The organism is Streptomyces sp. NBC_01275, from assembly GCF_026340655.1.
In the GTDB taxonomy this organism is placed as follows: Bacteria; Actinomycetota; Actinomycetes; order Streptomycetales; family Streptomycetaceae; genus Streptomyces.
In genome coordinates, this window is record NZ_JAPEOZ010000001.1 from 2248917 (window position 1) to 2267729 (window position 18813).

General features: G+C 72.4%; 18 protein-coding genes. 7 read left to right on the forward strand and 11 right to left on the reverse strand.

Annotated features, from left to right (window positions below; all coding sequences use genetic code 11):
* Window positions 1–7: 7 nt before the first annotated feature.
* The 5 genes from OG562_RS09665 to OG562_RS09685 form a co-directional block, all read right to left on the reverse strand.
* A complete protein-coding gene (locus OG562_RS09665) occupies window positions 8–1156 on the reverse strand; it encodes a GDSL-type esterase/lipase family protein (RefSeq protein ID WP_266395875.1) in 1149 nt (382 codons plus the stop codon).
* A gap of 142 nt (window positions 1157–1298) precedes the next feature.
* Window positions 1299–2717 (reverse strand): lysine N(6)-hydroxylase/L-ornithine N(5)-oxygenase family protein, encoded by a 1419-nt coding sequence (locus tag OG562_RS09670; protein ID WP_266395876.1) that lies wholly within the window; start codon window positions 2715–2717, stop codon window positions 1299–1301.
* Window positions 2714–4078: an aminotransferase class V-fold PLP-dependent enzyme gene (locus OG562_RS09675; protein ID WP_266395877.1), complete on the reverse strand. Its 1365-nt coding sequence runs from the start codon at window positions 4076–4078 to the stop codon at window positions 2714–2716. Before OG562_RS09675 ends, OG562_RS09670 begins: the two co-directional genes overlap by 4 nt.
* 163 nt (window positions 4079–4241) lie before the next feature.
* Window positions 4242–6734 (reverse strand): aminopeptidase N, encoded by a 2493-nt coding sequence (gene pepN / locus OG562_RS09680; RefSeq protein ID WP_266395879.1) that lies wholly within the window; start codon window positions 6732–6734, stop codon window positions 4242–4244.
* Window positions 6735–6909: 175 nt separating this feature from the next.
* On the reverse strand, window positions 6910–7263 hold the full coding sequence (locus OG562_RS09685) for a chorismate mutase (RefSeq protein ID WP_266395881.1): 354 nt from the start codon (window positions 7261–7263) through the stop codon (window positions 6910–6912).
* An 80-nt stretch (window positions 7264–7343) separates the two neighbouring features.
* On the opposite strand from OG562_RS09685, the gene OG562_RS09690 reads away from it, so the two are divergent.
* Window positions 7344–8243 (forward strand): hypothetical protein, encoded by a 900-nt coding sequence (locus tag OG562_RS09690; protein ID WP_266395882.1) that lies wholly within the window; start codon window positions 7344–7346, stop codon window positions 8241–8243.
* An 80-nt stretch (window positions 8244–8323) separates the two neighbouring features.
* Here the strand turns inward: OG562_RS09690 and OG562_RS09695 are convergent, their stop codons facing one another.
* Window positions 8324–9235 (reverse strand): SDR family oxidoreductase, encoded by a 912-nt coding sequence (locus OG562_RS09695; RefSeq protein WP_266395883.1) that lies wholly within the window; start codon window positions 9233–9235, stop codon window positions 8324–8326.
* 120 nt (window positions 9236–9355) lie between these two features.
* Complete coding sequence (locus OG562_RS09700; RefSeq protein WP_266395885.1) at window positions 9356–10096, reverse strand: SDR family oxidoreductase; 741 nt, start codon at window positions 10094–10096, stop codon at window positions 9356–9358.
* 54 nt (window positions 10097–10150) lie between these two features.
* On the opposite strand from OG562_RS09700, the gene OG562_RS09705 reads away from it, so the two are divergent.
* Genes OG562_RS09705 through OG562_RS09720 form a run of 4 tightly spaced genes read left to right on the forward strand, consistent with a single transcriptional unit; the run spans window position 10151 to window position 13496 of the window.
* Window positions 10151–10894, forward strand: a complete 744-nt coding sequence (locus OG562_RS09705) for an enoyl-CoA hydratase family protein (protein WP_266395887.1) — start codon at window positions 10151–10153, stop codon at window positions 10892–10894.
* Window positions 10895–11707 (forward strand): CoA transferase subunit A, encoded by an 813-nt coding sequence (locus OG562_RS09710; protein ID WP_266395888.1) that lies wholly within the window; start codon window positions 10895–10897, stop codon window positions 11705–11707.
* Complete coding sequence (locus tag OG562_RS09715) at window positions 11704–12447, forward strand: CoA-transferase subunit beta (RefSeq protein WP_266395890.1); 744 nt, start codon at window positions 11704–11706, stop codon at window positions 12445–12447. The genes OG562_RS09710 and OG562_RS09715 overlap by 4 nt, the downstream gene beginning before the upstream one ends.
* A complete protein-coding gene (locus OG562_RS09720) occupies window positions 12447–13496 on the forward strand; it encodes a nitronate monooxygenase family protein (protein ID WP_266395892.1) in 1050 nt (349 codons plus the stop codon). The genes OG562_RS09715 and OG562_RS09720 overlap by 1 nt, the downstream gene beginning before the upstream one ends.
* Window positions 13497–13525: 29 nt before the next feature.
* On the opposite strand, the gene OG562_RS09725 is transcribed toward OG562_RS09720, so the two are convergent.
* From OG562_RS09725 to OG562_RS09735, 3 genes are read right to left on the reverse strand one after another with little or no spacing between them, the layout of a single operon-like run.
* Window positions 13526–14683 carry an acetyl-CoA C-acetyltransferase gene (locus OG562_RS09725; protein WP_266395894.1) on the reverse strand — a complete coding sequence of 386 codons (1158 nt, stop codon included), beginning with the start codon at window positions 14681–14683 and terminating at the stop codon, window positions 13526–13528.
* Window positions 14684–14700: 17 nt separating this feature from the next.
* Window positions 14701–15312, reverse strand: a complete 612-nt coding sequence (locus tag OG562_RS09730) for a TetR/AcrR family transcriptional regulator (protein WP_266395896.1) — start codon at window positions 15310–15312, stop codon at window positions 14701–14703.
* Window positions 15313–15327: 15 nt separating this feature from the next.
* A complete protein-coding gene (locus tag OG562_RS09735; RefSeq protein ID WP_266395897.1) occupies window positions 15328–16116 on the reverse strand; it encodes an SDR family oxidoreductase in 789 nt (262 codons plus the stop codon).
* A gap of 47 nt (window positions 16117–16163) precedes the next feature.
* On the opposite strand from OG562_RS09735, the gene OG562_RS09740 reads away from it, so the two are divergent.
* Both OG562_RS09740 and OG562_RS09745 read left to right on the forward strand, forming a co-directional pair.
* Window positions 16164–17303: an acyl-CoA dehydrogenase family protein gene (locus tag OG562_RS09740; protein WP_266395899.1), complete on the forward strand. Its 1140-nt coding sequence runs from the start codon at window positions 16164–16166 to the stop codon at window positions 17301–17303.
* Complete coding sequence (locus tag OG562_RS09745) at window positions 17303–18247, forward strand: acyl-CoA dehydrogenase family protein (protein ID WP_266395901.1); 945 nt, start codon at window positions 17303–17305, stop codon at window positions 18245–18247. Before OG562_RS09740 ends, OG562_RS09745 begins: the two co-directional genes overlap by 1 nt.
* Window positions 18248–18259: 12 nt before the next feature.
* On the opposite strand, the gene OG562_RS09750 is transcribed toward OG562_RS09745, so the two are convergent.
* Window positions 18260–18751, reverse strand: a complete 492-nt coding sequence (locus OG562_RS09750) for an FBP domain-containing protein (protein ID WP_266395902.1) — start codon at window positions 18749–18751, stop codon at window positions 18260–18262.
* Window positions 18752–18813 lie beyond the last annotated feature (62 nt).

Sequence of the window (18813 nt, forward strand, 5' to 3'; positions counted from 1 at the left end):
GCCGGTTCTAGAGGTCGAGCAGGGTTACGTCGATGGCGTCGGCGATGGCTTTCGCGCCGGCGTCGTTGACGTGGAGGCCGTCGCCGGAGTTGTAGGCGTCGTGGATGCGGTCGGGGTGGTCGGGGTCGGCGACGGCTGCGGCGAGGTCGGCGACGGCGTCGAAGGGGTGGTCGTCGCCGAGGAGCCAGGTGTTGATCTGGCGGCGGACGGCTTGGCCGGCGTCGGAGTCGTAGCCGTCGTAGACCGTGCCGCGGTAGGGGCCGATGGTGGTGGCGATGACGGTGAGGCCGGCGGTGTGGAGGCGGTCGGCGAGGGTGGTGAGGCCGGTGGTGAAGTCGGCGGCGGTGGGGAGCTGGGCGGGTTCGGGGTAGGCGAGGTGGCCGGGCATGCCGAGGTCGTTGAGGCCGATGTGGACGAGGACGTGGCTGACGCCGGGTACGGCGAGGACGTCGTGGTCGATGCGGGCGAGGAGGTGTTCGCCGATCTGGTCGGTGAGGAGGCGGTTGCCGGAGATGCCCTGGTTGACGATCCAGCCTCGGGTGAGGCGGCGGCTGAGCTGGGCGGGGAAGCTGTGGTCGGCGCCGGGGGTGGTGGCGGCGCCTTCGATCCAGGAGTCGCCGAAGGCTACGGCGATGCGGGTGCCTTGGGGGGCGAGGACGTCGACGCCGGTGAGGAGGTGGCCGGTGGTGAATTCCTCGGGGTCGTCGAGGGTGGTGGCGGAGAGTTGGTCGCCGGGGGCGGCGTGGCCGGTGTCGTAGGGGATGGCGGAGAAGGTGGTGAGGCCGGTGTCGCCGGGGAGGTAGAGGCTGATGGTGAGTTCGTCGCCTGCGTGGACGGGGAGGTGGACGGGGTCGCTGGTGGTTTCGTGTCCGGCGGGGAGGGTGAGGGTGGGTGCGCCGTGGAAGGTGAGGGGGGTGTCGGTGGCGGGGTCGATGCCGTGGCCTTTGGTGCGGAGGGCGAGGTGGGCGCCGCCGATTTCCAGGGGCTGGTCTCCGTAGCGGTTGCTGAGGTGGATGCGGAGGGCTTCGCCGCCGCCGGCGAGGCGGAGGGACTGGCGGACGGTCTGGTCGGTGAAGCCGCGGGATTCCCAGAGGGCGAAGTCCTCGTGGGGGTCGATGACGGCGGTGCGGTGGGCGGCGGTCCAGGTGGTGGTCATGCCGGGGCACAACGTGGCGGCCGCCGGGATTCTTCCCGTTGCAGTCTGCGGTTTTTCCGGTGGGCGGTTTTGCCGTGATTCGGCCTTGGCGGCGTTCCCGTGACCGGCCTTGGCGGTTTTGATATCGGCGTCGGCTTTCCCGTTATCGGCCTTCGACGAGGGGGGTGAGGACGGGAGCCTGTCTGGCTTGGGGGACTCGGTGTTGTTGTTCGAGTCCGAAGGTGGTGAAGGCGGTTCGGGTGGGGAGGCGGTAGGTCTCCTTGCCGGTGAGGGTGTTGAGGATGATGGCGCTGCGCCAGGCGGCGAGTCCGAGGTCGGGGGCGCCGACGCCGTGGGTGTGGCGTTCGGCGTTCTGGACGTAGACGTTGCAGCCGGATGCGGTGATGGAGGGGTCGAGGACGAGGCGGAAGCAGGCGTCGACGCGGGGGCGTTCGCTGTGGTCGCGGCGGATGTAGGGGTCGAGGCCGGCGAGGATGTGGTCGAGGGGGCGTTCGCGGTGGCCGGTGGCGAGGACGACGGCGTCGGTGGTGAGGCGGGTGCGGGTGTTCTGGTGGGTGTGTTCGAGGTGGAGTTCGATCTTGGTGGTGGCGATGCGGCCGGCGGTGCGGACGCGGACGCCGGGGGTGAGGACGGTGTCGGGCCAGCCGCCGTGCAGGGTGCGGCGGTAGAGCTCGTCGTGGACGGCGGCGAGGGTGTCGGCGTCGATGCCTTTGTGGAGTTGCCATTGGGCGGCGAGGAGTTGGTCGCGGACGCCTTCGGGGAGGGCGTGGAAGTAGCGGGTGTGGTCGGGGGTGAAGTGTTCGAGGCCGAGTTTGGAGTACTCCATGGGGGCGAAGGCGGGGGTGCGGCCGATCCAGTGGAGTCGTTCGCGGCCTGCGGGGCGGTTGCGCAGGAGGTCGAGGAAGACTTCGGCGCCGGACTGTCCTGAGCCGACGACGGTGACGTGGCCGGCGGCGAGGAGGGTGTCGCGGTGGGTGAGGTAGTCGGCGGCGTGGACGACGGGGACGCCGGGGGCGTCGACGAGGGGGCGTAGGGCGTCGGGGACGTACGGTTCGGTGCCGATGCCGAGGACGACGTTCTTGGTGTAGGTGCGGCCGAGGGCTTCGGCTTCGCCGTCGGCGTCGAGTCGGGTGTGGTCGACTTCGAAGACGTCGTGTTCGGGGTTCCAGCGGACGGCGTCGGCCTGGTGGCGGAAGTGGAGTGCGGGGAGGTTGTCCGCGACCCAGCGGCAGTAGGCGTCGTATTCGGCGCGTTGGATGTGGAAGCGCTCGGCGAAGTAGAAGGGGTAGAGGCGGTCGCGGGTCTTGAGGTGGTTGAGGAAGGTGAAGGGGCTGGCGGGGTCGACGAGGGTCACCAGGTCGGCGAGGAAGGGGACTTGGACGCGGGCGCCGTCGATGAGGAGGCCGGGGTGCCAGTCGAAGCCGGGGCGTTGTTCGTAGAAGACGGCGTCGAGGTCGGGGAGGGGGTGGGCGAGGGCGGCGAGGGAGAGGTTGCAGGGGCCGATGCCGATGCCGACGAGGTCGTGGGGGGTGTCGGGGTCGTGGTGGGGGGGCGTGTTCATGTGGGGGTGTTTCCTTCCACCAGGGTCAGGAGGGCGGCCAGGTCGGCGGGCCGGGTGTGGGGGTTGAGGAGGGTGGTCTTGAGCCAGAGCCGGCCGTCGAGACGGGTGCGGCCGAGGACGGCGCGGCCGTCGGTGAGGAGGCGGCGGCGTACGGCGGCCACGGTGTCGTCGGTGGCGTGGGTGGGGCGGAAGAGGACGGTGCTGAGGGTGGGTGGGGAGTGCAGTTCGAGGTGGGGGTGGTCGGTGATGAGTGCGGCCAGTTCGCGTGCCTGCTCGCAGACCTGGTCGACGAGGGCGCCGAGGCCGGTGCGGCCGAGGGTTTTGAGGGTGACGGCGATTTTGAGGACGTCGGGGCGGCGGGTGGTGCGCAGGGAGCGGCCGAGGAGGTCGGGGAGGCCGGCTTCGGTGTCGTCGTCGGCGTTGAGGTAGTCGGCGCGGTGGTGGAGGGCGGTGAGGTCGGTGGGGTCGCGGACGGCGAGGAGGCCGGCGGCGATCGGTTGCCAGCCGAGTTTGTGCAGGTCGAGGGTGACGGTGTGGGCGGCGGTGAGGCCGGTGAGCTGGGTGCGGCGGCGGTCGCTGAAGAGGAGGCCGCCTGCGTAGGCGGCGTCGATGTGCAGGCGGGCGCCGTGGGCGGCGGCGAGGGCGGCGATCTCGGGGAGGGGGTCGATGAGTCCGGCGTCGGTGGTGCCTGCGGTGGCGGCGACGATCAGGGGGCCGTCGGGGAGGGCGGCGGCGAGGGCGGCGGCGAGGGCGGCGGGGTCGAGGGCGCCGGCCGGGGTGGGGACGATGACGGGGTCGGGGAGGCCGAGGAGCCAGGCGGCGCGGGGCAGGGAGTGGTGGGCGTTGGCTCCGCAGACCAGTTGGAGGCCGGGGCCGTGTCGTTCGCGGGCGAGGAGGAGGGCGAGGTGGTTGGCCTCGGTGCCGCCGGTGGTGACGAGGGCGTCGGTGAGGCCGGCCAGTCGGGCGATCGCCCGGGTGACCAGCGCTTCCAGTTCGGAGGCGGCCGGGGCCTGGTCCCAGGAGTCCAGGGAGGGGTTGAGGGCGGAGACCGCGAGGTCGGCGGCGGTGGCCACGGCGAGGGGTGGGCAGTGAAGGTGTGCCGCGCACAGCGGGTCGGCGGGGTCGGCGGAGCCTTCGGCGAGGGCGTGGACGAGGGCGCGCAGGGCGTCGGGGTCGCCGTCGTCGGGGAGTACGTCTCCCACGGCGGCCCGGAGTCGGGCGGCGACCGCGTCCGGTCCGCCCGCGGGCAGTGGGCCTCCTCGCGCGCGGGCGCCGGCGTCGAGGGCGTCGAGGACGGTCGCGAGCAGCGGTCGTAGGGCGGCGGGCCCTTCGGGGCCGGAGGCGAGGGGCGGCTGGGTCATGGGCTCCTCCGGGCGGGCGCGTGGGCGGCGGGAGTTCCATTTTGTACGCGGTTGCGCGGACACGTCTGAAAAGCCCAACGATCAAACCCGAAGGTGGTACTTCCCGGTACGGAAGCACGTCGGGGCGCGGCCGGTGCCGGCCGCGCCCCGCGATGGTGCGGTTCTATGCCTCCCGTACCCGCAACGCCCGGGCGAGGTCGTCGAGTTGGTCGGCGAGTTTGCGGCGCAGGGCGGGGATGGGGGCCGCGTCGCGCAGGCACTGTTCGCCCAGGCGCAGGGTGTCGGGGTCGACGGCGTGGGCGGGGAAGGCCCAGCGGCCGGCGGCCTCGGCGATGGCAGGGCCGCGCCGGGCGGCGACGGCGACGGCGTCCTCGTAGAAGCGGGGCACGTACGGGCTGACGAGGCCGGCCTGTTCGGGCTGCCAGAAGCCTTGGGCGGTGGCGGTGAAGAGGTAGTTGGAGAGGTCGTCGGTGGTGAACATCGCCTCCCAGGCCTGCCGCTTGGCTTCCGGGTCGGGGAGGGCGGCGCGGCAGCGGGCGGCGCCTTCGCGGCCGGTGGCGGAGGGGTCGCGGGCGAGTTCGGCGGCGATGGCGCCTTCGTCGGTGTCGCCGAGGACGGCGAGCCGGGCGAGGACGCGCCAGCGCAGGTCGGGGTCGAGTTCGGGGCCGCCGGGGACGGTGCCGTCGGCGAGCCAGGCTGCGATGGTGTCGGGGTGGGCGGCTACGTCGATGAAGTGGCGTACGGCGATGAGGCGCAGGCCGGGGTGGTCGCCGTCCTCGGTGCGGCGGATGAGGTCGCGGCAGAGGGAGGAGAGGGTGGCCAGGGCGGCGGGGCGCTCGTCGGGGGTGACGTAGCGGTCGGCGATCTGGGCGGAGGCGAAGGCGAGGACGCCCTGGACGAGGGCGAGGTCGGTCTCGCGGGGGAGGTGGGCGCGGGCGGTCTCCAGGTAGGCGGCGGGGGCGAGGTCGCCGTCGCGGACGGCGTCGCGCAGGGCGTTCCAGACGACGGCGCGGGTGAGCGGCTCGGGCAGTGCGGACAGACAGCTTCGGACGGTGTCGAAGGAGCGGTCGTCGAAGCGGATCTTGGCGTAGGTGAGGTCGCCGTCGTTGAGGAGGAGCAGGGCGGGGCGCTTGCCGAGGGGCTGGGGTTGGGTCTGGGGGATGTCGACGTCGAGGCGTTCGCGCAGGGTGAGGCGGGCGGGGCGGCTGTCGTCGTCGGCGAGGTCCTGGTCGTAGAGGCCGACGGTGATGCGGTGGGGGCGGGCGCCGTGCTGTGCGACGGTGAGGTGGTGGTCGCCGTTGCTGCCGGTGACGGTGGGGGTGAGGGTGTCGACGCCGGTGGTGCGCAGCCAGGCGTCGGCCCAGGCGTGGACGTCGCGGTCGGTGTGGGCGGCGAGGGAGTCGATGAAGTCGGCGAGGGCGGCGTTGGCGAACTTGTGGCGGGCGAAGTGGGTGTTGATGCCGGCCAGGAAGTCCTTCTCGCCGAGCCAGGCGACGAGTTGGCGCAGGGCGGAGGCGCCCTTGGCGTAGGAGATGCCGTCGAAGTTGAGGAGGGCGGCGGCGGTGTCGTCGACGTTCTCGGGGGCGACGGGGTGGGTGGAGGGGCGCTGGTCGGCGTCGTAGCCCCAGGCTTTGCGGGAGACGCCGAAGTCGGTCCAGGTGTCGGTGAAGCGGGTGGCTTCGGTGAGGGTCTGGTAGCCCATGTACTCGGCGAAGGACTCGTTGAGCCAGATGTCGTCCCACCAGCGCAGGGTGACGAGGTCGCCGAACCACATGTGGGCCATCTCGTGGGCGATGACCATGGCGCGGGTCTGGCGTTCGGCGTCGGTGACGGCGGAGCGGTAGACGAACTCGTCGCGGAAGGTGACGAGGCCGGGGTTCTCCATGGCGCCGGCGTTGAACTCGGGGACGAACGCCTGGTCGTAGGAGTCGAAGGGGTAGGGCTCCTCGAACTTCTCGTGGTAGCGGTCGAAGCACTGGCGGGTGATCTCGAGGAGTTCGTCGGCGTCGGCGTCGAGGTGGGGGGCGAGGGAGCGGCGGCAGTGGATGCCGAAGGGCAGGCCGCGGTGTTCGGTGGTGACGGAGTGCCAGGGTCCGGCGGCGACGGCGACGAGGTAGGTGGAGATGAGGGGGGTGGGGGCGGCCTGCCAGCGGCCTTCGCCGAGGTGTTCGGTGATGCCGTTGGCGAGGACGGTCCAGTGTTCGGGGGCCTTGACGGTGAGGTCGAAGACGGCCTTGAGGTCGGGCTGGTCGAAGGCGGTGAAGACGCGCTGGACGTCCTCCATGAACAGCTGGGTGTAGAGGTAGGTCTCGCCGTCGGTGGGGTCGGTGAAGCGGTGCATGCCCTCGCCGGTGCGGGAGTAGCGCATGCTCGCCTCGACGCGGAGTTCGTGGTCGCCTGCGGTGAGGTTCTTCAGGGGCAGCCGGTTGTCGTCCAGGGTCTCCGGGTCGAGGGGCTGGCCGTCGAGGGTGACGGAGCGCAGTTCGGCGGGCCTGACCTCGACGAAGGTGTCCCCGTGGGAGCGTGCGGCGAACCTGATGACGGTGTGGGACTCGAAGGTCTCCTCGCCGGTGGTCAGGTCGAGCTCGATCGTGTAGTGGTGGACGTCGAGGAGCTGGGCACGGCTTAGCGCTTCGTCGCGCGTCAGTACGGACATGAACGACATGCTGCCTGATACCGCAGGCCGGGCACAGGGGCGAGTCGTTACGCGGCGTATGTCCCCCCTGTGCTTCTCCTGTGCGCCGGAGCCGCCGTGGACGCCATGGACGCCGTAGACGCCGTAGACGCCGTAGAGGCCTAGAGGCCTTGGACGCCGTGGACGCCTGTCGGGATCAGCCGACGGAGTCGCGGACGGCGTCCTCCGCGATGCGTTCGTGGTGGCGGATGACCTCGCCGATGATGAAGTTCAGGAACTTCTCGGCGAACGCGGGGTCGAGCTTGGCGTTCTCGGCGAGGGTGCGCAGCCGGGCGATCTGGCGGGCCTCGCGGGCCGGGTCGGCGGGCGGCAGCTGGTGGCGGGCCTTGAGGTGGCCGACCTGCTGGGTGGCCTTGAAGCGTTCGGCGAGCATGTGCACGACCGCCGCGTCGATGTTGTCGATGCTGTCCCGCAGCCGGGCGAGCTCCTCGCGGACGGCGGGGTCGACGTCGCCGGTGCCGGGCGTGCCAGGGGTGTTGCTGGTGGTCATGGGCGTTCACCCTAGTGCGCGGTGTCCTCGTACAGTGGAACCGGGTGTACTGGGGTGCACGACGTCTTGGGGGTGCGGGCGTGGCCGACGGCGGACCGGTCGAGCACGGGTATCCGCATCTGGAGACGGTGCGGGAGGCTGTCACGGCGCTGTACCGGCGGTTGTCGTACGACACCGTCCAGCTGTTCGCGACCAGTGTGGCGCCGGGCGACGTGGCGTTCGGCGACGGCGACGATCTGCATCTGGGGGCGCAGCGGGTGGCCCGTGAGCTGGTGCGGCACTATCGGCTGCCGGATGCCCGGATGGTGGTCGCGTTCCGGGAGATGCAGCATGCGGCGAACGTGGAGCTGACGGCGGGGCCGGAGTACTTCATCGAGCTGAACGACCGGTTCCGCAGGTATCGGCGGGACATCGGCGCGGCTCTTGCGCACGAGATCATGCACGTGTATCTGCATCGCCTGGATCTGTCGTTCCCGGGGACTCGGGACAACGAGATCCTGACGGACACGGCGACGACGTATCTGGGCGCGGGCTGGCTGCTGCTGGACGCGTACCGGGAGGACGCGGTCTCCTCGCAGAAGCTGGGGTATCTGACGCCGGAGGAGTTCGGGTACGTGCTGGCGAAGCGGTCGCTGGTCTTCGGCGAGGATCCGTCGGTGTGGTTCACCAGTGCGCAGGCGTACGCGGCGTACGCGAAGGGGTTGGAGCGGGCGCGCGCCGACGAGCGGCAGCCGCCGCTGACGGCCGCCGGCTGGGCGGGACGGCGCCGGTACGCCCGCGACCGCCGTCAGGCCCAGGACCGCCGTCCGGGCGCGGCGGCCCCGGACTCGTCGTACGCCTTCGCCCCCGACCCGGGCAGGGGCCCGCTGCGGGTGACGTTCCCCTGCCCCACCTGCCACCAGCGGATCCGGGTGCCGGTGAAGGGGCGGGTGCGCGCGCGGTGCGGCCTGTGCCGGACGGTCCTGGAGTGCGACACCTAGGAACCCCGTCCGCCCTGGCCGCTCACGCCTGGGAGTCCCTCTCGGGGAGCCTCTCTCGGGGGGCCTCCCTCGGGGGGCCTCTACCCCTGGGCTCCGTACACCGCCCCCGGCGGCTTCGCCTGCGTCAGCAGCTTCTGTACGGCCTCTCCCGCCTCCGTCGGGCTCCAGCGGGCGCCCTTGTCGGCGGTGGGGCCGGGCCGCCAGCCCTCCATGACGGTGATCCGTCCGCCCTCGGCCTCGAAGACGCGCCCGGTGACGCCCGTGCTCGCGGCGGAGCCGAGCCAGACGACGAGGGGGGAGACGTTGTCCGGGGCCATGGCGTCGAAGCCGGTGTCGGGGGCCGCCATGGTCTCGGCGAAGGTCCGTTCCGTCATCCGGGTGCGGGCGGCGGGCGCGATCGCGTTGGCCTGGACGCCGTAGCGGGCGAGTTCGGCGGCGGCGACGAGCGTCAGGGCGATGATCCCGGCCTTGGCGGCGCTGTAGTTGCCCTGTCCGACCGAGCCGAGCAGCCCGGCCCCGCTGCTGGTGTCGACGATCCGGGCGACCGGAGTTCGGCCTGCCCTGGCCTCGGCCCGCCAGTGCGCGGCGGCGTGCTTCAGGGGCAGGAAGTGGCCTTTGAGGTGGACGCGTACGACGGCGTCCCAGTCGTCCTCGTCGAGGTTGACGAGCATCCGGTCGCGCAGGAAGCCGGCGTTGTTGACGAGGGTGTCGAGGCGGCCGTACGTCTCCAGGGCGGTCGTCACGAGGGAGGCGGCGCCCTCGGGGGTGGCGATGTCGCCGCCGTGGGCGACCGCCTCGCCGCCGGACGCGCGGATCTCGGCCGCGACCTGCCCGGCGGGGCTGTCGGGTCCTGGTGTGCCGTCGAGTCCGACGCCGAGGTCGTTGACGACGACCCGGGCGCCCTCGGCGGCGAAGGCGAGGGCGTGGGCCCGGCCGAGCCCGCGTCCGGCGCCGGTGACGACGACGACCCGGCCGTCGCAGATTCCGCTCATCTCACGCCTCCTGTCATTTCATGGCTTCTGTCGTCTCACGGCTCTTGTCGTCTCACGGCTCCTGTCACGTCACAGCTCCTGTCACGTCACAGCTCCTGTCACGTCACAGCTCCTGTCATCTCACGGCTCCTTGTTGGCGGTCGCGGCGTCGAGGAAGGCGGGCCGTTCGCCGCCGCCGTGCACGAGCAGGCTCGCTCCGGTGATGTAGGCGGCCGCGTCGGAGGCGAGGAAGACGGCCGCCGCGCCGATGTCGGCGGGCTGGGCGAGGCGGCCGAGGGGGACGGTGCGGGCGACGGCCTCGACGCCGTCCTCGCCGCCGTAGTGGAGATGGGCCAGCTCGGTGCGGACCATGCCGACGACGAGGGTGTTGACGCGGACCTCCGGCGCCCATTCCACGGCCATCGAGCGGGCCAGGTTCTCCAGACCGGCCTTGGCCGCGCCGTAGGCCGCCGATCCGGGCGAGGGGCGGCTGCCGCTGACGCTGCCGATCATCACGACCGATCCCTGGGCGCGTCTGAGGTGGTCGTAGGCGGCGAGGGAGACGGCGAGGGGGGCGAGGAGGTTGAGCTCGATCACGCGCACGTGGCGCTCGGACTCCGCGTCGGCGAGTCTGCGGTACGGCGCGCCGCCCGCGTTGTTGACCAGGACGTCGAGCCGGGGCAGGTCGACGAAGAGCCGGCGTACGGCGTCGGCGTCCCGTACGTCCAGCGGGACGAACTCGGTGTCCGTCGCCGGGACTTCGGGCGGTCGGCGGGCGCAGACCAGGACCTCGGCGCCCGCGCGGGCGAGGGAGCGCGCGATGCCGGCGCCCACGCCCCGGGTGCCGCCGGTGACGACGGCGACCTTCCCGTCCAGCTCCATTCGCTGCTACCTTTCACCTAACAAACGTTTGGTGGAAAGGTAGCTGATGCTTCCATGGGTGTCTCCACCTCGTCCCCCGAAAAGGGGATTTCTCTTGTCACGGTTGACGTCCCGCCCGTCAACGCGCTGCCGGTGAGCGGCTGGTTCGCGCTGGCCGACGCGGTGCGCGCGGCGGGCCGGGACCCGCAGGTGCGGTGCGTGGTGCTCGCGGCCGAGGGGCGGGGCTTCAACGCGGGCGTGGACATCAAGGAGTTGCAGGCGCAGGGCCCGGGCGCGCTCGTCGGCGCCAACCGGGGCTGCTTCGAGGCGTTCGCGGCGGTGTACGAGTGCGAGGTCCCGGTGGTGGCGGCGGTGCGGGGCTTCTGTCTGGGCGGGGGCGTCGGGCTCGTGGGGAACGCGGACGTGATCGTGGCGAGCGAGGACGCGGTGTTCGGGCTGCCCGAGCTGGACCGGGGCGCGCTGGGCGCGGCGACCCACCTGGCCCGGCTGGTCCCCCAGCATCTGATGCGCGCCCTGTACTTCACCTCGCGCACTGTCACGGCGGCGGAGCTGCACGCGCACGGCTCGGTGTGGCGGGTGGTGCCGCGCGCGGAGGTGGACGCCGCCGCGCTGGAGCTGGCGCGGGAGATCGCCGCGAAGGACGGGGAGCTGCTGCGGCTGGCCAAGGCGGCCATCAACGGCATCGACCCGGTGGACGTGCGCCGCAGTTACCGCTTCGAGCAGGGCTTCACCTACGAGGCGAGCGTCAGCGGGGTGGCCGACCGGGTTCGAGACGGTTTCGGGAAGGAGGGGGCGTAGATGGGCGACAAGACGATGACGGCCGACGAGGTCGTCTCCCGGCTGCACAGCGGCATGACCCTCGGCATCGGCGGCTGGGGCTCACGCCGTAAGCCGATGGCCCTGGTACGGGCGCTGCTCCGGTCGGAGGTCACGGACCTCACCGTCGTGTCGTACGGCGGCCCGGACGTCGGGATGCTCGCGGCGGCCGGCCGGATCCGCAGGCTGGTCGCGGCCTTCGTCACGCTCGACTCGATCCCGCTCGAACCGCACTACCGCGCGGCCCGCGAACGCGGGGCGTTCGAGCTGACGGAGGTCGACGAGGCGATGTTCATGTGGGGACTGCGCGCGGCCGCGAACCGGCTGCCCTTCCTGCCGGTCAGGGCGGGCGTCGGCTCGGACGTGATGCGGGTCAACCCCGGCCTGCGGACGGTGACTTCGCCGTACGAGGACGGGGAGACGTTCGTCGCGATGCCGGCCCTGCGGCTCGACGCGGCGCTGGTGCACGTCAACCGGGCCGACCGGCTGGGCAACGGGCAGTATCTGGGCCCGGACCCGTACTTCGACGACCTGTTCTGCGAGGCGGCGGACACGGCGTACATGTCCTGCGAACGGCTCGTCGACACGGCCGAGTTGACGAAGGAGGCCGCCCCGCAGACCTTGCTGGTCAAGCGGCATGTGGTGACGGGTGTCGTGGAGGCCCCCGGCGGCGCGCACTTCACGTCCTGCGCCCCCGACTACGGCCGGGACGAGGCGTGGCAGAAGCGGTACGCGACCACGCCGTGGCCACAGTTCGCGGCGGGCTATCTGGCAGCGGTCGAGGGGGAGTCATGAGCGAGGTCACCCGTGCCGAGTACTGCGTCGTGGCCTGCGCCGAGGCCTGGCGCGGTGCGGGCGAGATCCTGGCGAGCCCGATGGGCGCGGTCCCCTCCGTCGGCGCCCGGCTGGCCCGGCTCACGTTCGCGCCGGACCTGCTGCTCACCGACGGCGAGGCGACGATCGTCCGCCCGGACGGCACCGCCGAGGGCTGGCTGCCGTACCGCAAGCACCTGGACATGGTCACCGGCGGCCGACGGCACGTGATGATGGGCGCGAGCCAGATCGACCGGTACGGCAACCAGAACATCTCCTGCATCGGCGACTGGGCGAAGCCGGCGCGGCAGCTGCTCGGGGTGCGCGGGGCGCCGGTCAACACGCTCAACAACCCGACGAGTTACTGGATCCCCAGACACTCCCGGCGGGTGTTCGTGGAGAAGGCGGACCTGGTGTGCGGGGTGGGGTACGACCGGCTCGCCGAGCATCCCGGCACGGCCCGCTTCCACCGCATCCCCCGGGTCGTCTCCGACCTGGGCGTCTTCGACTTCGCCACACCCGACCACGCGATGCGGCTGGCCTCGGTGCATCCGGGGGTGACGGTGGAGCAGGTCCGGGAGGCGACGGGGTTCGACCTGGCGGTCCCGGACGAGGTGCCGTACACCCGTGAACCGACCGGCGAGGAGCTGCGGTTGATCCGCGAGGTGATCGATCCGGGGAACAGCCGCGCGCGTGAGGTGCCGGAGGGGACGAGGGCCTGATGGAGACCGCGCTGACCCGGCTGGTCGGGGTCCGGCACCCGATCGTGCAGACCGGGATGGGCTGGGTGGCCGGTCCGCGTCTGGTGTCGGCGGTGGCGAACGCGGGGGCGCTGGGCGTCCTGGGTTCGGCGACGATGACCGTGGACGGGCTGCGGGAGGCGGTCCGTGAGGTGAGGTCCCGTACGGACGCGCCGTTCGGGGTGAATCTGCGGGCCGACGCGGCGGACGCGGGCGACAGGGTGCGGATCATCGTCGACGAGGGCGTGCGGGTCGCGTCGTTCGCGCTGGCGCCGTCCCCGGAGCTGATCGCGGAGCTGAAGGAGGCCGGGGTCGTCGTGATCCCCTCCGTCGGCGCGCGACGGCACGCCGAGAAGGTCGCCGCGTGGGGGGCGGACGCGGTGATCGTGCAGGGCGGGGAGGGCGGCGGGCACACCGGCGAGGTGGCGACGACCGTGCTGCTGCCGCAGGTGGTGGACGCGGTGGACATCCCGGTCGTGGCGGCGGGCGGCTTCTTCGACGGACGGGGGCTGGTCGCGGCGCTGGCGTACGGCGCGGCGGGGGTCGCCCTGGGGACGCGGTTCCTGCTGACCTCGGACTCGACGGTGCCGGAGGCGGTGAAGGCCCGCTATCTGGCGGCGACGGTCCGGGACGTCACGGTCACCCGGGCGGTGGACGGCCTCCCGCACCGCATGCTGCGCACGGATCTGGTGGCCGCCCTGGAGCACTCCGGCCGGGCGCGAAGAGTCCTGCACGCGGTCCGCCGGGCGGCCGGCTTCCGCAAGCTCTCCGGTCTCACCTGGCCGCAGCTGGTCCGCGACGGTCTGGCCATGAAGCACGGCAAGGAGCTGTCCTGGAGCCAGGTCCTGCTCGCCGCCAACACACCCATGCTGCTGAAGTCGGCGATGGTGGACGGCCGTACGGATCTCGGCGTGATGGCCTCCGGGCAGGTCGCCGGGGTGATCGACGACCTGCCGTCGTGCGCGGAGCTGGTGGAGCGGATCACGAAGGAGGCGGAGGAGATCCGGGAACGGCTCGCCCACTCCCTTTGAAAGGCCTCAGAGCCTCTCGTTGAAAGGCCTCAGAGCCTCTCGATGATCGTCACGTTCGCCTGCCCCCCGCCCTCGCACATCGTCTGGAGTCCGAAGCGGCCGCCCGTGCGCTCCAGTTCGTGCAGGAGGGTCGTCATCAGTTTGACGCCCGTCGCGCCGAGGGGGTGGCCGAGGGCGATGGCGCCGCCGTTGACGTTGACCTTGTCCGGGTCCGCGCCGGTCTCCTTCAGCCAGGCCAGGACGACGGGGGCGAAAGCCTCGTTGATCTCGACGAGGTCCATGGCGTCGATGGTGAGGCCGGTCTTCTTCAGGGCGTGGGCGGTGGCGGGGATCGGGGCGGTCAGCATGCGGATGGGGTCCTCGCCGCGCACGGAGAGGTGGTGCACGCGCGCGCGGGGCGTCAGCCCGTGCTCGCGCACGGCTTGCTCCGAGGCCAGCAGCATGGCCGCCGCTCCGTCGGAGACCTGCGAGGAGCAGGCGGCGGTGACGGTGCCGCCGTCGATGACGGGCTTCAGTGCGGCCATCTTCTCCAGCGAGGTGTCCCGGCGCGGCCCTTCGTCGGCCGTGACCTCGCCGTAGGCGACGGTCTCCCGCGCGAACCGCCCTTCGTCGATCGCCCGTATCGCGCGCTGGTGGGAGCGCAGGGCGAACTCCTCCTGGTCCTGCCTGCTGACGCCCCACTTGGCGGCGATCATCTCGGCGCCGGCGAACTGGTTCACGGGCCGGTCGCCGTAGCGGGCGCGCCAGCCCTCGCTGCCGGCGAAGGGGCCCTGGGTGAAGCCGAGCGGCTCGGCGGCCTGGCGGGTGGCGAAGGCGATCGGGATCTGCGACATGTTCTGCACGCCGCCCGCGACGACCAGGTCCTGGGTGCCGGACAGGACGGCCTGCGCGGCGAAGTGCACGGCCTGCTGCGAGGACCCGCACTGGCGGTCGACGGTCACGCCCGGCACCTCCTCGGGCAGTCCGGCGGCCAGCCAGCACGTCCGGGCGATGTCCCCGGCCTGCGGCCCGACCGTGTCCAGGCAGCCGAAGACGACGTCCTCGACGGCCGCCGGGTCGACGCCCGCGCGCGCGAGAAGTTCCTTCAGCACGTGCGCGCCGAGATCCGCCGGGTGCACCCCGGCGAGCCCTCCCCTGCGCCGCCCTACGGGCGTACGGACCGCTTCGACGATATAGGCCTCGGCCATGGCGACTCCCCAGTGGTTTACGTGCGTACGGCGATCCCGTCCAGCACCATCGACAGGTACTGCCGGGCGATCTCCTCGGGGCTGTGCTGTCCGCCGGGCCGGTACCAGGAGGCGGCGACCCAGACGGTGTCGCGGACGAACCGGTAGGCGAGACGGACGTCGAGGTCGGCCCGGAAGACCCGGCCCTCGACCCCGCGTTCCAGCGTGGAGAGCCACGCCTTCTCGAACCTGCGCTGCGACTCGGCGAGGAACGCGAACCGTTCCTGCGCGACCAGTTGCTTGCTCTCCTTCTGATAGATCGCGACGGCGGCGCGGTGCCGGTCGATCTCCCGGAACGACTCGGTGACCAGGGCTTCCAGGGTCTCGCGGGGGCCCGTCCCGGCGGCCAGGACGGTGTCGTAGCCGTCCCACAGCTCGTCGAGGAAGGTGCGCAGGATCTCCTCCAGCATCGACTCCTTGGAGTCGAAGTGGTAGTAGAGGCTGCCCGCGAGCATGCCCGCGTGGTCGGCGATCTTGCGCACGGTGGTGGCGTTGTAGCCCTGTTCGGCGAACACCTCGGCTGCGGTGTTGAGCAACTCGCCGCGACGCGCGGGGGCGGCGGTCACCTGGGGCTTCTTCTTGGTCGGCACGAACACATTGTGGTCCTAGGCGTGCTGGCTGCTGACGGCGACGACCTCGCCGGTCATGTACGAGGAGTAGCCGGAGGCCAGGAACACGATCACGTTGGCCACCTCCCAGGGCTCGGCGTACCGTCCGAAGGCCTCGCGCGCGGTGAGTTCCTCCAGCAGTTCGGGGGTGGTGACCTTCGCCAGGTGCGGATGCATGGCGAGGCTCGGCGCGACGGCGTTGACCCGCACCCCGTAGGCGGCGGCCTCGATCGCCGCGCACCGGGTCAGGGCCATCACGCCCGCCTTCGCGGCGGCGTAGTGCGCCTGTCCGGCCTGGGCGCGCCAGCCGACGACGGAGGCGTTGTTGACGATGACGCCGCCGCCGGTCCGGCGCATGTGCCGCAGGGCGGCGCGGGTGCATCGGAACGTGCCGTTCAACGTGACGTCCAGGACTCTGTCCCACTGTTCGTCGGTCATGTCCACGAGGGGCGCGGTCCCGCCGAGGCCCGCGTTGTTGACGACGACGTCCAGTCGGCCGTGCTCGCGCACCGCCGTGTCGAACAAGGCCTGTATCTGGGTCTCGTCGGTGACGTCGCAGGGCAGCGCGGACACCGACGCCGCGCCGAACTCCTCGGCCAGCTCCGCCTCGGACGACTTGAGCCGGCGGGTGTGCGCGTCGCTGATCAGCACGCGCGCGCCCTCCTCCAGGAAGCGGCGGGCGGTCGCCCCGCCGATTCCCGCGCCGGCCGCCGCGGTGACGACGGCGGTGCGGCCCTTCAGCAGCCCGTGTCCGGGCTCGTATGCCGGACTCTCGACGCCTGTCATAGGGTCACGCTAACCTACCAAACACTTGTTAGGGAAGGATGGCCACGATGGATCTCGCCGTCACACAGGCCGAGGACGCCTTCCGCGCCGAGGCGCGCGCCTGGCTCGCCGCGCATGTGCCGCCCGAGCCGCTGCCTTCCCTGGAGACGGCCGAGGGCTTCGCGGCGCACCGCGCGTGGGAGGCCGAACTGGCCGCGGACCGCTGGTCGGCGGTGAACTGGCCGACGGAGTACGGCGGCCGGGACTGCGGTCTGATCCGCTGGCTGGTCTTCGAGGAGGAGTACTGGGCGGCCGACGCGCCCGGACGCGTCAATCAGAACGGGATCAGCCTGCTCGCCCCGACCCTCCTCGACCACGGCACGCCGGAGCAGTGCGCCCGGGTCCTGCCGCCGATGGCCGCCGGCGAGACCGTGTGGGCGCAGGCCTGGTCGGAGCCGGAGGCCGGTTCGGATCTGGCGTCCCTGCGCTCCAGGGCGGTGCGCGCGGCGGGCGGCTGGCGCTTGAGCGGTCAGAAGACCTGGTCCTCCCGCGCGGCCTTCGCCGACCGCGCCTTCGGCCTGTTCCGCACGGACCCCGACGCGCCCAAGGCGCATCAGGGGCTGAGCTATCTGATGTTCGACCTGCGCGCCCCGGGGGTCACGGTCCGTCCGATCGGCCGCCTCGACGGGAAGCCGGCGTTCGCCGAGCTGTTCCTGGACGAGGTGTTCGTGCCGGACGAGGACCTGATCGGGGAGCCCGGCGCGGGCTGGCGGATCGCGATGTCGACGGCGGCCAACGAGCGCGGTCTCACCCTGCGCTCCCCCGGCCGTTTCCTGGCGGCCGCCGACCGCCTGCGCACCCTCTGGCAGGAGCGGGGCAGCCCCCCGCAGACGCGCAGCCGCGTGGCCGACGCGGTCATCGGCGCCCGCGCCTACCAGCTGTTCACCTACGCGGCCGCCTCCCGCTTCCTGGCCGGCGAGCGGCTCGGCCCGGAGTCCAGCCTGAACAAGGTCTTCTGGTCGGAGCTCGACATCGCGCTGCACGAGACGGCGCTCGACCTGCTCGGCGAGGAGGGCGAGCGGGCGGACACCGACTGGGCGGAGCGGTACGTCTTCTCCCTGGCCGGCCCGATCTACGCGGGGACGAACGAGATCCAGCGCGACATCGTCGCCGAGCGCCTGCTCGGCCTGCCGAAGGGACGCCGCTGATGCGCTTCCTCCTCGACGCCGAGCAGCGGGCGTTCGCCGACTCCCTGGACGCGATGCTGACGGCCGCCGACACCCCGAAGGCGATACGGGAGTGGAGCCGCGGCGAGCACACGAGCGGGCGTGCACTGTGGTCCCGGCTCGCCGACGCGGGCGTGTTCGCGCTGGCGGTGCCGGAGGCGTACGAGGGACTCGGGCCGCGCCCTGTGGAACTCGCGCTGGCCTTCGTGGAGTTGGGGCGGCACGCGGTGCCCGGGCCGCTGGTGGAGACGGTGACCGCGGCGGCCCTGGTCCGTGAACCGGGCCCGGCGAAGCGGCTGTTGCCCGCGCTGGCCTGCGGCGAGTCGATGGCGACGGTGGCGTACGAGGGGTCGTACGCGCTCGACGGCGATCTGGCGGACGTACGACTGTCGCTGGCCCCCGACGGTCTGCGTCTCGCCCCCGGGCACGAGGCGACACGTCCCTCCCTGGACCCGGCGCGGCGGCTCGCGCGGCTCCGGCCGGGCGGTGAACTGCTCGCCGTCCGCCCGCCCGTGCGGGAGGCCCTGCTCTGGGCCCGGCTGGCCACCGCCGCACAGGCCCTCGGGGTCGGACTGGCGCTGCTGGAGCGGACGGTGGCGTACGTCGGGCAGCGCACGCAGTTCGGCGCGCCGGTCGGCTCGTTCCAGGCGGTCAAGCATCGGCTGGCGGACGCGAGGATCGCCCTGGAGTTCGCCCGGCCGCTGGTCCTGGGGGCCGCCGTGACGATGACGCCGGCGGATGTGGCCGCGGCCAAGGTGAGCGCCTGCGAGGCGGCGTACGCGACGGCCCGGACGGCGCTTCAACTGCACGGCGCGATCGGCTACACGGCCGAGTACGACCTCTCGCTCTGGCTGACCAAGGCCCGCGCCCTGCGCACGGCGTGGGGCACGCCGGACGAGTGCAGGGCGGACGCGCTCGGGGCCTGACCGCGGTCGCCCTCAGGCGGTCACCTTGGCGACGAAGGCGGCGAGGTTGGCGACGGTCCGCCGGATCTTCTCCTCCAGGGTGATGGTCTCGGGCAGTCGGGCCCCGATGCCCGCGTCGCGCCTGCCGCGCACGTAGAGCGAGCAGGCGAGGTCCGCGCACAGGTAGGCGCCCACCGAGTTGCCCTGCTGTCCGGCCCGGCCCGCCTTCGGCGCGACCATCAGGCAGACGCCGCCGGAGTGGGTGGTCAGGCACATCGAGCACATGCTGCGCCGCGCCTGCCCGACGGCTGCGGCGGAGGCACGCAGGACGAGCGCCTTCGGGCCGCCGTCCAGCTCGACGGCGAGGTAGGCCCGGTCGGGGGCCTGGGGGTCGCGCCAGCCGAGGTAGTCCAGGTCGCCCCAGGGCCGGTCGGCCAGATCGCGCGGGACGGTCAGGCGCTTCGCCTCGCCCTTGGTGCAGTTCACGAAGGCGGCACGGATCTCCTGCTCGGTCAGCGGCTTCACGAGGGTGAGGCTAATTTGCCTAAACCTTTTAGGCAAATGCATAATCGCTTCAGGTGAACGAG